Origin of the sequence: Phycicoccus sp. HDW14 (assembly GCF_011383005.1) — a bacterium.
In the GTDB taxonomy this organism is placed as follows: Bacteria; Actinomycetota; Actinomycetes; order Actinomycetales; family Dermatophilaceae; genus Phycicoccus.
Map to the genome: position 1 here is coordinate 2,440,494 of NZ_CP049935.1, position 12,801 is coordinate 2,453,294.

Below are 12,801 nucleotides of genomic sequence, written 5' to 3' on the forward strand. Positions count from 1 at the left end.
AGACGTCACCCGAATTCGGCGCGTCCTGCGAGGCGCGCCGCGAGCGCGCGGGCGCGGGCCGGGTCGGAGGCGGCGAGCAGGCCCACGGCGAAGAGCACGTAGTCGCGGTCGACGACGGCCTCGGCCCGGTCGGGCACCCGCCAGCCACCGCCGTGGTCGGTGAGCGCCGGGTCGAGCACACGGGCGGCCACCTCCGGTGCGGCGTGCCGCAGCACCCCTCCGGACCCGACGACGAGCCCGACGTCGGCCAGCGGCCGGGGCCGTTCCCCGGGTGCCGGTCGGCCGTGCCGGCGCAGGGCGACCGTGACGGCCGACCGGGCCAGGGCCTCCTCGTGCGACCAGTCCGTGGCGCCGGCCGGCACGTGGCCGGTGTCCTCGACGACGCGGGCGGCATAGCGCGCGACGCCGTCGGCCACCGGCAGTCGCTCGCGCGTGGCCGCCTCGAGCACGCCCTCGGCGTTCCACCGCATCCCGAGGTCGGCCTCGACGGTCCGCGCGTGCCAGACGGTGCCGACGACCTCGCGGTGGATGGTCGCGTCCTCGCCCTGTGGCGTGATGACGGAGTAGACGTCGGTCGTCGCACCCCCGACGTCGACGACGAGCACGTCCTCGCCCCGGACCGCGGCGAGCACCTCGACGCCCCCGAGCACGGCGTCCGGGGTGGCCGCCCGCACGAGCTCGGCGAACCCCCGACCCCGGGACAGGCCCTTGCCGCCGATGACGTGCCGGAGGAAGACCTCGCGGATGGCCGAGCGGGCGCCCTCGGGGTCGACCTCGCCGATGCGCGGCAGGACGTTGGCGGTGACGACGTGCCGGCGGCCGGTGGCGGCGAGCTCGGCGGCGACCTCGTCGGCCGCCCGGGCGTTGCCGGCCACGACGACCGGTGCGGTGGTGCGGGCCCGGGCGAGGCGCCGGGCGTTGTGCAGCAGGACGTCGGCGTTGCCCCCGTCGGTGCCGCCGACGAGCAGGACGACGTCCGGTCGGGCGGCCCGCAGGGCGGTGACGTCGGCGCCGGTCATCGGTCCGGAGGCGACGTGCACGACCCGGGCGCCGGCCGAGAGCCCGACCCGGAAGCCGGCCTCGGCGGTGACCTCGCGCTCGTAGCCGACGACGGCCAGGCGCAGGCCGCCGCCGGCGCTCGAGCAGAGGAGGGTGCGCTCGGGGTCGGCGGTGGCGACCAGCTCGGCGCGGACGGCGTCGACGCCGTCCATGACGTCGGTGCCGACCGTGGTCGGGTGCGACGCCTTCCCGAGCACCGCCCCGTCGTCGCCGACGAGCAGCGCCTTCGTGAAGGTCGACCCGACGTCGACGCACAGGACCGCACCCACGGGCCCAGACCCTAGTGGCCGGCCCGCCCGGGCTGCGGCCCGCCCCGTCGTGGCGTCAGCGGGGCGGCGCCCCGCCCGGACCGCCCATCGACCCGCCCGTGGGGGCCGTCGTGGTGTCGACCGGCGCCGTGAGCGCCACGGCGTACCCGGCGGAGACGCTCCCCGACACGGTGCCCAGCTGGTGCACGCCACCGTCGTCGCCGAAGACGTTGTCGCTCGTCAGCGACAGCCGCGAGAGGTTGGAGACCGACTGCTCGTACCCGCTCGTCGCGTACACGGTGTCGCAGGTGGCCTTCGGCAGCGCCACCTGGGAGGTCGCGACGGCCTTCGTGGAGTCGGTGATGCTCGCCTCGTCCGGGTAGACCTCGAAGTGGATGTGCGGCCAGCGGCCCGAGTAGCACGCGGGGAAGATGCTCGTGAAGGTCACGGCGCCGGCGTCGTCGGTCACCTGGACGCCGCGCAGGTAGTTCTCGTCCTTCACCGCGTCGGAGTACATCGAGTAGTTGCCGTCGCGGTCGCAGTGCCACACGTAGACGGCCGCTTCGACCATCGGCCCACCGCCGGCGGCGATGTCGAGGACGGTCAGCGTCAGGGTCATCGGCACGCCCTCGGCCGTCGTCGTCGAGGAGCCGAAGCTGCTGCGGATGTCGGCGCGCACGACGCCGCTCTGCTCGAGGACGTCGGCACCGTTCGAGCCGTCACCCGGGTAGGGGCCGGCCGTCTCGTCGGGGATCTCGGTGAGGGTGCCGGTCGCGGTGGCGCTCGCCGTCGCGCTGCTCGTGGCCGAGGCGCTGCTCGACGAGGTGGCGGTCGAGCCGCTCCCGGACGAGCTGCTGCCGCAGGCGGCCAGCGCGGTGCCGGCGGCCCCGATGCCGATGACGGCGAGCATCCGGCGCCGGTCGAAGAGCGTGCCGAGGTCGAAGGCCAGCCCCTGGTCGACCACCTCGTCCTCGGGGCGGGGCAGCGGGCGCCCCTCGTAGGTCGGGCGGGTGGAGTCGGTGCTGTTCATGGGTGGTCCTCCGGTGGTCGGTGTCGTCCCGACGACCGTAGGAAGGCCACCGAGCCGTCCGGTGTGCGCCCGCTGTGCACTCCCTGTGACCGCTGCGGCGGCCGGCGCCCGCGTCAGGTCAGCCGGTCGAGCGCCTGGCGCAGGTCGGCGACGAGGTCCTCGACGTCCTCGATGCCGACCGAGAGCCGGATGAGGTCGCCCGGCACCTCGAGCTCGGTGCCGGCGACCGAGGCGTGGGTCATCCGGCCCGGGTGCTCGATGAGCGACTCGACGCCGCCGAGCGACTCCCCGAGGGTCCACAGCTGGGTCTCGGCGCACACCTTGGCCGCGACGTCCTCGCCACCGCGCACCCGGAAGGCGACCATCCCGCCGAACCGCTTCATCTGGCGGGCGGCGACGTCGTGGTTCGGGTGGTCGGGCAGCCCCGGGTAGTGCACCGCGGTGACGCCGGGGTGAGACTGCAGGAAGTCGACGACCGCCTCCGCGTTGTCGCAGTGCCGCTCCATCCGGACGGCGAGCGTCTTGAGGCCGCGCAGCACGAGCCAGGCGTCGAACGGGCCGGCGACGGCGCCCATCGAGTTCTGGTGGAACGCGATCCGCTCGGACACCGACTCGCCGTCACGCGTCGTGGCACCCGGTGCCACCACCACGGCACCCCCGACGACGTCGCTGTGGCCGCCGGCGTACTTCGTCGTCGAGTGCACGACGACGTCGGCTCCGAGCGCGATCGGGTTCTGCAGGTACGGCGACGCGAACGTGTTGTCGACGACGAGCAGCGCCCCGACCTCGCGCGCGACGGCGGCGATGGCCTCGATGTCGGCGATGCCCAGCAGCGGGTTGGTCGGCGTCTCGACCCAGATCATCCGGGTCTCGGGCCGCACCGCCGCGCGCACCGACGCGACGTCGGCGACGGTGGCGATCGAGTGGTCGACGCCCCACGGCTTGAGGACGCGGTTGAACAGGCGGTAGGTGCCGCCGTAGGCGTCGGAGGGGACGACGACGTGGTCGCCCGGGGCGAGCAGCGCGCGCAGCACGGTGTCCTCCCCGGCCAGGCCGCTGGCGAACGCGAAGCCGCGCTCACCGCGCTCCAGCGCCGCGACGCACTCCTCGAGGGCGGTGCGCGTCGGGTTCGCCGACCGCGAGTACTCGTAGCCGCCGCGCAGGCCGCCGACACCGTCCTGCTTGTACGTGCTCACCTGGTGGATGGGCGGCACGACGGCGCCGGTCGTGGGGTCCGGCTCCTGCCCGGCGTGGATGGCGCGCGAGGAGAACCCGAGGTCGTCGAGAGTCATCCTCCGAGGGTAGGGGCTCCCCCACCGGCCCGATGACGGCGGCCCGGGGTCAGTCGAGGTGGGCCTGCCACTGCCGCATCCGCCCGCTCGGCCGGAAGCCCATCGCGACGTTGACCGCGAGCATCGGCGCGTTGTCGGTGGCGTTCCACGTCCGCACCGTGGCGACCTCGGGCACGGCGTCGGCGAGCGCCCGGAGGGTGGCGGCCTTGAGCGCCAACCCGAGCCCGTGCCCGCGGTGCTCGCGCAGGACGAGGGTGTCGTGCTGGAAGGCCAGCGCCGGCGCGTCCCGCGGCACCTGGATGCTCGTGTAGCCGACGAGCCGGCCGCTCGCCAGGTCGCGGACGAAGGTCGACACGACCCGCCGCCCCATCGCCCGCGTGCGCTCGTCCTCGCCCCGGACACGGTGCTCGTCCCACTCCTCCTCGGAGAGCTCGAGGTCGCCGAGGGGGGCGTCGGTGGACATCCGGCGGGCCAGGGTCGCCCGGTCGGCGAGGTCGGCCTCGGGCATGACGTCGACGTGGGTCTCGAGCCGGTACCCGGGGGCGGCCTCCGCATCCGGCAGCACGGCGTCCCGGACGGCGAGGTCCGAGCGCAGCACCGTCTGCGCCGGGGCGAACCCGTGCCGCTCGACCCAGGGCCCGTGCGGGTCCTCGTCGGTGTCGGCGCCCCACTGCGTCTCGGTGTGCAGCGTCGTGCGACCCAGGGAGCGAGCGGTCTCCCCGACCCACCCGGCGAGCCGGTCGCCGACGCCCCGGCGCCGGAGCCCCGGCAGCACGGAGGCGAACACCAGCGCCGTGCTCTCGTTGTCGAGCAGCGGGGCGATGACGCCGGCCGCCCCGACCGGCTGTTCGTCGTCGACGGCCAGCACCTGCAGGCGGGTCTTCGAGGGGATGCCTCGAGCGCGCGCAGCTCCTCGGCGGTCCACGCGTCGTGGTCCTGCCCCTGGTCGTGGTGCGCGGCGTCGGCGAGGACCCGGGCCCAGGTGTCGAAGCGCGCGGCGTCCTCGGGGTCGGTGTCGAGGCCCGAGACGGGGACGAGGTCGGTCACGAGGAACACCGTGCCATCCCCGCGCGTTGGACGGGACATGCTGTTCGGCTCGAAGGCGAAGACGACCCTGCCCACCCGCGACGAGGCCCTGCCCGGCCGTGACCACCGCATCTTCCCGGTGCCCACGACCCACGAGGTCCTCGGTACCCCACTCGAGGGCCCGTGGCCCGACGGCACCGAGGTGCTGTACGTCGCGATGGGCTGCTTCTGGGGCGTCGAGCGGATCTTCTGGAAGCTGCCCGGCGTCGTGACGACGGCGGCCGGCTACATGGGCGGCTACACCCCGAACCCGACGTACGAGGAGACCTGCACCGGACGGACCGGGCACGCCGAGGCCGTCCTCGTCGCCTACGACCCCACGCAGACCTCCCCCGAGCTGCTGCTCAAGGCGTTCTGGGAGAACCACGACCCAACGCAGGGCAACCGGCAGTACAACGACGTCGGCACGGCCTACCGGTCGGCGATCTTCACGACGACGCCCGGCCAGGCGGCCGCCGCCGAGGCCACCCGCGTCGCCTTCCAGCGCGTGCTCACCGAGGCCGGTCGCGGCGACATCACGACGAGCATCGCGAGCGCCGAGCAGGCCGGGCCGTTCTGGTACGCGGAGGACTACCACCAGCAGTACCTCCACAAGAACCCCGGCGGCTACTGCAACCACGGCCCCAACGGGCTGACCTGCCCCGTCGGTGTCGCGAACCTGCCCGCCCAGACCGACGTGCTGCCGCCGGCCTGAGCCCGGCACCCCGGCCGGGGAAACCACCCGGCCGGGCCACCACCGCGGCTAGCGTGACGCGGGTGACCGACGACCACGGGGACCCGGCGGCCGGCCCCCTCGACGTCGCGCACCTGCGCCTGGTCGTGCTGCTCGTGGCGCTGCTCAACCTCGGGTACTTCGGCGTGGAGCTGACCCTGGCGCTGGTCTCCGGCTCGGTGTCCCTGCTCGCCGACAGCGCCGACTTCCTCGAGGACACCGCCGTCAACCTGCTGGTCGTCCTCGCCCTCGGGTGGCCGCTCGCGCAGAGGGCGGCGATGGGCAAGGCGATGGCGGCCGTCCTTCTGGCGCCGGCGGCCGTGGCCGGCTGGCAGGCGGTGCAGCGCCTCGGCGACCCCGTGGCCCCGCGGGTCGTCCCGCTCGTGCTGGCCTCGCTCGGCGCCATCGCCGTCAACGGCACCTGCGCCTGGCTCCTCGCCCGGGTGCACCGTCACGGCGGCAGCCTCAGCCGGGCCGCTTTCCTGTCGGCGCGCAACGACGTCCTCGTGGGCGTCGCGATCATCGTCATGGGCGGCGTGACGGCCGCCACCGGCTCCGGCTGGCCGGACCTCGTCCTCGGGCTGGCCATCGTCGCCCTCGCGGTGATCGCCGCGCGGGAGGTCTGGGAGGTCAGCGAGGAGGAGCGTCTGGCCGCGCGGGCGATCGCCGGCGACGTCGGCTGACGCCTCCCGGCGCGCGGCTACCGCGCGTCGGCCCTGGCCACGAGCTTCGTCAGCATCGTGACGTTGCGGCTCGTGCTGCTCAGCGGCCCGAGGACCTTCTCCCAGTCCCGCTTCGTGAGCCGGGAGTCGGTGGACTTCCCGCGCATCCGCCAGTGCACGTCGGCGCCGTCGACGACGAGGGTCTCGAAGTGGTCCGAGAGGGCCTCGAGCTGCTTCGCCGCGGCCGCTCCGGGGCCTTCTTGAGGAACGTCACGAAGTGGGTGTCTCCGGCCTCCACCGGGAAGGGCCGGGCGTCGAGGGCGCTGCGCACCTCGGCCACGGTCCGGACGAAGGTCGTGCACTCGAAGCCGAACTCGTCCTCCAGCGCCAACTCCAACGCCCCCTCGACCGAGACCCGTGACCCCGTCGTGTCGAAGACGACGTTGCCGCTGTTGACCCAGGTCCACACGTCGGCAAACCCGAGGTCCTCGCAGACCGACACCAGGCGGCTCATCGGCACGCGCCGCTTCCCGAGGTTCACGGCACGCAGGAAGCCCACCCGGACGCTCATGGGGCCTGACTCTAGGCGTCCTCGTCGAAAGTCGGCGGCAGAGGTCGCTCGCCCATCCCTGCTCGCGGTGGTTGCGGCGTTCGCCTCCACCATGCTCCGCGCCCGGGGCCGACGGACCCCGGGCCATACGTGCCCCGGCCCGTGCGGATGCTCTTGTCGAAGGCGGGGAGCTCTTCACCGTGCGTCGGCCGGTGAACCCACGGGAGACGTAGCGCTCCGTGGGCGAGGTCCCGGCCTACCAGCTCTCGGACGCGGCGGAAAGCTTTCATCTCTCAGCAGTAGTAAGTGATGTATTGAGCAGACTGAATCGCCTCGTGCACGTCGTAGTTCGCCCATCCGTCCGTGATCACGCGGTAGGTATACGTTCCGGCACCGGTGCAGTTGTAGACCGTTGACCTTTCGAGCCAGGCATGGTTCGTGGATGACGCACTGAGAGAAGCGCGATTCGTCCACAGGCCCAAGCCTTTGTAGGACTGAATCGTCACTTTGATCGATGTCTGGAGATAGCCGGTCCCTGAGCATGATTGAAAACCGTAGCCATTGACCCGAGAACTTCCATAGCCCGGGTTGGCCGCATAGATCGTGCAAACCCATGTTGCCGAAGCGAGTCGTGGATCTTGTCGGCCGGCGCCCGCGAGACGTGACTGAGCGGCGCCACGACCACTAGAAGTTGCGGCACCCGTCGGAAGGTCGTCCGAGAACGCATCCGCAGCTCGTCGGCTCTTCCTGTCGCCGGGGTCACAGGCAGGCCAGCGAGGTGCAGGTGTCATTGCCCTTGCCGTCGCCGGGTCCGGAGAAGGTCATCGACGGGGAAGGAGCGACGTCGCGAGGCCCCCCGCTCGGTGGAGCGGGGGCCTCGTCCCGACGTGGCGACCGGTGGGTCAGCGCACGCCGGCGGGCTCCGACGCCCTGCCCGTCGGAGCGGTCTCGGGGCGCCGGGCGCCGTCGTGGTCGGGTGCGCTCGACGACAACGTGTCGAGCAGCTCGTGCCCGAGCTCCTCGGCGGTCTCGGCCGGCGTCTCCTCGTGGTTGCTGTCGCGCAGCGGGATGGCCTGGATGGCCAGCGTCGCGAGCAGCACGAGCGCGACGATGGGCAGGCCCATGAGGAAGACCTGGTGCAGCTGGTCGGCGAGGCCCTGGCGGACCGCCGTGGCGACGGCGGGCGGCAGCTGGGACAGGGCGGACGGGTCGAGCACCGACCCGGCGCTCGCGGCACCCTCGGGCATCGAGGCGGCCGCCCCGGCCGGGAGGTGCGAGGCGATCGCGCCGCCGAGGCCACTGGTCAGCACGGTGCCGAAGACCGCGATGCCGACCGTCGAACCGACGTTGCGGAAGAACTGGCTCGAGGCGGTCGCCACCCCGAGGTCGCGCTTCTCGGCCGCGTTCTGCACGACGAGGGTGTACTGCTGCATCGCCATCCCGATCCCGATGCCGAGCACGACCATGGCCAGGGTCAGCTGGGTCTGCGTGGAGTCGAAGGTCAGCCGGGTCAGCAGCCAGATGCCGGCGCCCATGACGACGACACCGACGGCCATGAACGGCTTGTAGACGCCGGTCCTCGTGATGACCAGCCCGGTGAGGATGCCCATGACGATGAGGCCGACCATGAGCGGGGCGAGGATGAGGCCGGAGTTCGTCGCGTCGACGCCGAGCACGCCCTGGGCGAAGACCGGGATGTAGATGATCGAGCCGAACATCACCATGGCCAGGCCGAAGCTCGCGATGTTGGCCGCCGTGAACACGCGGGACCGGAAGAGGCGCAGCGGGATCACCGGCTCCTCGGCGCGGTTCTCGGCGAACACGAAGGCGACGAGACCCACGACGCCGACCACGTAGAGCCCGATGACGGTCGCCGAGCCCCACGGGTAGGACGTGCCGCCCCACGAGGTGGCGAGCAGGACCGCGGTGAGCCCGATGGCGAGCGTGGCGATGCCCCAGCTGTCGACCTTCGCCTCACGACGCTCGTGCGGCAGGTGGAGGAAGCGCAGGATGAAGCCGGTGGCGACGACACCGATCGGGATGCCGGCGAAGAACAGCCAGCGCCAGCCCCAGTGGTCGGTGATGAAGCCGCCCGCGAGCGGACCCGCGACCGAGGTGACGCCGAAGACGGCGCCCATGAGGCCCTGGTACTTGCCGCGCTGACGCGGCGGGATGATGTCACCGATGATGGTCTGCGACAGCGGCATCACCGTTCCCATGCCGAGGCCCTGGATGGCGCGCGCGGCGACGAGCACCCAGAAGCTCTGGGCGAAGCCGGCCACGAGCGAGCCGACCATGAAGACGACGAGCCCGGCGATGTAGAAGCCGCGCCGGCCGTAGAGGTCGGAGAACTTGCCGACGATCGGGACGGTGATCGCCGAGACGAGGAGGGCGGCGGTGGCGACCCAGCTGTAGTGGTCCATCCCCCCGAGCTCGGAGACGATGCGCGGCATCGCCGGCCCGACGATGGTCTGGCTGACGGAGGCGACGAGCATGCCGAGCATCAGCCCGACGAAGACGCGCGAGGCCTCCGGGCTGAGCCTGTACGGCTGCGTGGCCGTCGTGGTGGCGGTGGTCATGCGGGGGTCCTTTCACGGACGGGCGTACCGGTGGTGGTGGTGGGGCCCGCGACGCTGCGGACGGGGTGGTCGGCGGCGACCTCGCTGAGGGCGGCCTGGAGCCGCCCGAGGAGCTCGGCGAGGGTGGCGCGGTCGGCGGCGGACCAGTCGTGGAGGGCGATGCCGACGAGCTCCTCGCGACGGCGGCGCTCGTCCTCGAGCACCTCGCGCCCGGTCGGCGTGAGGTCGACGAGCTGGGCGCGACGGTCCTCCGGGTCGGGCGTGCGGGCGAGGAAGCCGCGCTCGACGAGCGTGCTCACCCGGCGGCTGGTCGTCGACTGGTCGAGCCCGACGGCGTCGGCGAGGTCGCAGGCCCGGCCGGCGCCGCGCTTGGCGGTGAGCGCGAGGAGCGTGTACTCCGGGCGGCTCACCGGGCCGTCGACGAGGTGCGCCCGGGCGAGGAGGCCGAACATCGCCGACAGGTGCTCGGTGACGAGCGGGTCAGCGGTTGGTTGCATGACACAAGCATATATCTTTCTGCACTCTGTGCAAAATCCAGCACAGGGCCATACTGGGCGCATGACGACCGGTGCGGGTCCCGGGCCGGGGCTCCGGGACCGCAAGAAGGAGGAGACGCGCCTGCGGCTGCACACCACCGCACTGCGCCTCGCCGTCGAGCGCGGCGTCGGGGCCGTGACCGTCGAGGAGATCGCCGCGGTCGCGGAGGTCTCGCCGCGCACCTTCTTCAACTACTTCGCGACGAAGGAGGACGCTCTCGTCAACACCGACGCCGGGCGGGCCGCGGCCACCCACGCCGCCGTCCTCGCCCGTCCCGCCGAGGAGTCACCCGCGGAGGCCCTGCGCGCCGTGCTCACCGAGCACGTGCGCGCCCTGGAGGCCGACCGCGACCTGTGGCGGATGCGCAGCGAGCTCGCCGCCCGCTCCCCCGAGCTCGCGGCCCGGGCCGCCGGGGCCGGGGAGCGCTTCGAGAGCGCCCTCGTCGATGCCGCCTACGCGCGGGCGGGCACCGACCCCGCGCGCGACCTCCTGCCGGGCCTCACCGCGCGGGTCGCGATGGCCGCGGTGCGCGCGGCCTACCAGCAGCACCGGCTCGCCGGCCAGGAGGGCTCGCTCGCCGACCGGCTGGCGACCGCCTTCGACGCCGCCGGCCTCCGCTGAGCCCCCACTTCGCGAACGTGTGTGAACCCGCCGGTTTTTCCCGGTGTCATGTGACAGGACGTTTCGGACGGGGTGTGTCAGGACCTTTCGGACAGTGTGGGTTTCCAGGTGCTGCGGTTTTGGTAGCGGTGGCGGGGGTCGATCCGTATCCGCGCGATGACGAGGGTGTCGTGGGTGATGACGGCGTCGTGGCCGTCCCGGACGATGGTGACGGTGGCTGCGGCCCAGGCGCTGCCGATGCTGGTGACCGCGTCGCCGCCGAGGTTGACGTGCCCGTTGGCAGCCACGACGCGCCGGGTGACGGTGGCCCTTCCGGGCAGTGGGGTCGGGGCGGGAGTGGCCTTGGGGCTGGCGGTGTACCGCTCGTGGGGGTTTGGTCGGGGTCCAGGCCTTGGTGAGGGCGGTCGGTGTTGAAGAGCAGGTCGTAGGCGTCGACGAGCCGTTGCAGCGCCTCGATGGTGGTGGCCGGGTCCCGCGCGGTCAGCCACCGGCTCAGTGGTTGCCAGTCGCGTTCCTTCTTGCCCAGGGTTTGCGGGTGGCCCGCAGTGGAGCTGACGGTGTGAGTGCCCACGGCGTGGACCTGGGCCTCGAACGTGCCCATCGCCCCGGTGATCCGGCGGGCATTGAACGCCAGCGAGTTGTCGGTGAGCAGCATCGCCGGTGGGCCGTGGCGGGTGGCGCACCTGCTGAACAAGGTCCAGGCGTCGGCGCTGTTCTCTGACCTGGCGACCCGGGTGCCCAGGATGAACCGGGAGTGGTCGTCGATGATCCGCAGCAGGCACACCGTCCTACCGTCGGCCAGGAGCCACTGCTTGCCGTCCAGCTGCCAGCACGCGTTCGGGCGTGGATGCTCAAAGCGGCGGAAGGACGCCCGGGGCCGCTTCGCCGGTTGGGGATCGACCAGCCCGGCGCGGACCAGGACCCGGTGGATGGTCCGAGCGTCGGGGACGGCGGGGACCTCACGGCGCCTGAGCCGCGAGCCGATGCTGCGTGCCCCATCGTCCCAGCCGGCCCTCCTGAGCGCGTCACGCTCGGCGACGATCAGGTCCACCATCGGTTGGGGTGTCGCTGTCGGAGAGAAATGAGGCCGGCTGGAGTCATCGAGCAACCCCTCCAGGCCGCGTTCCCTGAAACGGCGCCGATACCGGTAGTACGAGTCCCGGCTCAGGCCCAGCTCGGCGCACTTCGCGCTCACCGTGCCTCCCGCCTCCACGGCGTTCAAGAACGCCACCGCCAAGCGTGCATCCATCGCCACCGACTTCCCGGCCATGAGCAATGCTCGGCCAACTCGGTGTCCGAAAGGTCCTGTCACATACCTGTCCGAAAGGTCCTGTCACTCAATACCGGTTTTTCCCGGCGTGTTCACACACGTTCGTGGAGAACGGGGTGCGCGGTCGACACCGTCGTCGCGGCGCCCCGGCCGAAGACGAAGCGGCGCTGGACCGTGTACGAGACCGCCAGCAGCAGGGCCTCGGTCAGCACCTTGCCGACGAGCAGCGCCAGGCCGAGCCCGACGACGAGCACGTGCATCAGCGCGGCGTTGGCCGCGAGGACGACGGCGACCAGGCCCGCGTAGCGCAGCGCGCTCGTCGAGGACCCGCGACCGAAGACGAAGTGCCGGTTGGTGCGGTAGTTGACCGTCGCGCTCGCGACCCGGGCCCCGACGACGGACAGCAGGAGGCTCCCGGTGAGGACGTGCAGCAGCACGAGCAGCGTGTAGTCGACGGCGGCCGCGACGAGCGAGGAGGCCGCGAAGCGGGCCATCGGCGCGTACACCCGCAACGAGTCGCGGACCGGCCGGAAGTGCGACGAGGAGTTGCCGTCGAGGTAGACGGTGCGGATCGGCACCTCGACGACGGCGTGCCCGGCGCCGTGGGCCCGCAGCAGGAGCTCCAGCTCGTACTCGAAGCGCTCGCCCTCGACCTCGCACAGCCAGCCGAGCATCTCGGCGGGGTACGCCCGCAGCCCGGTCTGGGTGTCGGAGAGGTCGATCCCCGTCGTGAGCACGAACAGCCGACGGGTCACGGCGTTGCCGAACCGGCTGCGGCTCGGCACCGGCCCGGAGAACTGCCGGACCCCGAGGACCATCGCCCGGCGCGACCCGGCGACCCGGGCCGCGACCGCCAGCACGTCGTCGGGGGTGTGCTGGCCGTCGCTGTCGGCGCACACGACGTCCTCGCCGGGCCAGCGCGTCGCGGCCTCGCGGAACCCCGTCTTGAGCGCTCGCCCCTTGCCCCGGTTGACGTCGTGGTGCACGACGACCGCCCCGGTCGCGGTGGCGTCGGCGAAGACCTCGGCGCACGCCGGCCCGCTGCCGTCGTCGACGACGAGCACGTGCAGGTCGGGGCGGGCGGCGCGCAGGTCGCGGACGAGGGCGACCAGCCGGCCGTCGGGCTCGAAGGCGGGGACGAGGACGATCACGACG

At 72.8% G+C, this 12,801-nt stretch carries 12 protein-coding genes and 1 pseudogene; 3 read left to right on the plus strand and 10 right to left on the minus strand.

Going from position 1 to position 12,801, the window contains the following annotated elements:
- Window positions 1-5: 5 nt before the first annotated feature.
- From G7075_RS11910 to G7075_RS11925, 4 genes are all read right to left on the minus strand, one after another.
- A complete protein-coding gene (locus G7075_RS11910; RefSeq protein ID WP_166122036.1) occupies window positions 6-1,328 on the minus strand; it encodes a glutamate mutase L in 1,323 nt (440 codons plus the stop codon).
- Window positions 1,329-1,383: 55 nt separating this feature from the next.
- On the minus strand, window positions 1,384-2,337 hold the full coding sequence (locus G7075_RS11915) for an intradiol ring-cleavage dioxygenase (RefSeq protein ID WP_166122038.1): 954 nt from the start codon (window positions 2,335-2,337) through the stop codon (window positions 1,384-1,386).
- 113 nt (window positions 2,338-2,450) lie between these two features.
- Window positions 2,451-3,629, minus strand: a complete 1,179-nt coding sequence (locus G7075_RS11920) for a cystathionine gamma-synthase (protein WP_166122040.1) — start codon at window positions 3,627-3,629, stop codon at window positions 2,451-2,453.
- A gap of 49 nt (window positions 3,630-3,678) precedes the next feature.
- A complete protein-coding gene (locus tag G7075_RS11925; protein ID WP_166122042.1) occupies window positions 3,679-4,554 on the minus strand; it encodes a GNAT family N-acetyltransferase in 876 nt (291 codons plus the stop codon).
- Window positions 4,555-4,713: 159 nt separating this feature from the next.
- Here G7075_RS11925 and msrA point away from each other — a divergent pair, with 159 nt between their 5' ends.
- Both msrA and G7075_RS11935 read left to right on the plus strand, forming a co-directional pair.
- Window positions 4,714-5,409: a peptide-methionine (S)-S-oxide reductase MsrA gene (gene msrA / locus G7075_RS11930; RefSeq protein ID WP_166122044.1), complete on the plus strand. Its 696-nt coding sequence runs from the start codon at window positions 4,714-4,716 to the stop codon at window positions 5,407-5,409.
- Between the two features lie 62 nt (window positions 5,410-5,471).
- On the plus strand, window positions 5,472-6,110 hold the full coding sequence (locus G7075_RS11935) for a cation transporter (RefSeq protein ID WP_205860486.1): 639 nt from the start codon (window positions 5,472-5,474) through the stop codon (window positions 6,108-6,110).
- 79 nt (window positions 6,111-6,189) lie between these two features.
- On the opposite strand, the gene G7075_RS11940 is transcribed toward G7075_RS11935, so the two are convergent.
- The 3 genes from G7075_RS11940 to G7075_RS11950 all read right to left on the minus strand — a co-directional run bounded on the left by G7075_RS11940 (window position 6,190) and on the right by G7075_RS11950 (window position 9,715).
- On the minus strand, window positions 6,190-6,660 hold the full coding sequence (locus G7075_RS11940) for a DUF1697 domain-containing protein (RefSeq protein WP_166122047.1): 471 nt from the start codon (window positions 6,658-6,660) through the stop codon (window positions 6,190-6,192).
- 881 nt (window positions 6,661-7,541) lie between these two features.
- Window positions 7,542-9,218: an MDR family MFS transporter gene (locus G7075_RS11945; RefSeq protein WP_166122049.1), complete on the minus strand. Its 1,677-nt coding sequence runs from the start codon at window positions 9,216-9,218 to the stop codon at window positions 7,542-7,544.
- Complete coding sequence (locus G7075_RS11950; protein WP_166122051.1) at window positions 9,215-9,715, minus strand: MarR family winged helix-turn-helix transcriptional regulator; 501 nt, start codon at window positions 9,713-9,715, stop codon at window positions 9,215-9,217. The genes G7075_RS11945 and G7075_RS11950 overlap by 4 nt, the downstream gene beginning before the upstream one ends.
- A 61-nt stretch (window positions 9,716-9,776) precedes the next feature.
- Between G7075_RS11950 and G7075_RS11955 the strand changes: the two genes are divergently transcribed.
- Window positions 9,777-10,376, plus strand: coding sequence for a TetR/AcrR family transcriptional regulator (locus G7075_RS11955; protein ID WP_166122053.1), 600 nt, complete (start codon window positions 9,777-9,779; stop codon window positions 10,374-10,376).
- 77 nt (window positions 10,377-10,453) lie between these two features.
- Here the strand turns inward: G7075_RS11955 and G7075_RS21235 are convergent, their stop codons facing one another.
- The 3 genes and pseudogenes from G7075_RS21235 to G7075_RS11965 all read right to left on the minus strand — a co-directional run bounded on the left by G7075_RS21235 (window position 10,454) and on the right by G7075_RS11965 (window position 12,797).
- Window positions 10,454-10,663: a hypothetical protein gene (locus G7075_RS21235; RefSeq protein ID WP_240917573.1), complete on the minus strand. Its 210-nt coding sequence runs from the start codon at window positions 10,661-10,663 to the stop codon at window positions 10,454-10,456.
- A 323-nt stretch (window positions 10,664-10,986) separates the two neighbouring features.
- Window positions 10,987-11,646, minus strand: a pseudogene (locus G7075_RS22825) (DDE-type integrase/transposase/recombinase); the annotation flags it as partial.
- A gap of 92 nt (window positions 11,647-11,738) precedes the next feature.
- The gene (locus G7075_RS11965; protein ID WP_166122057.1) at window positions 11,739-12,797 is read right to left on the minus strand and encodes a glycosyltransferase; all 1,059 of its coding nucleotides are present in this window, start codon (window positions 12,795-12,797) and stop codon (window positions 11,739-11,741) included.
- Window positions 12,798-12,801 lie beyond the last annotated feature (4 nt).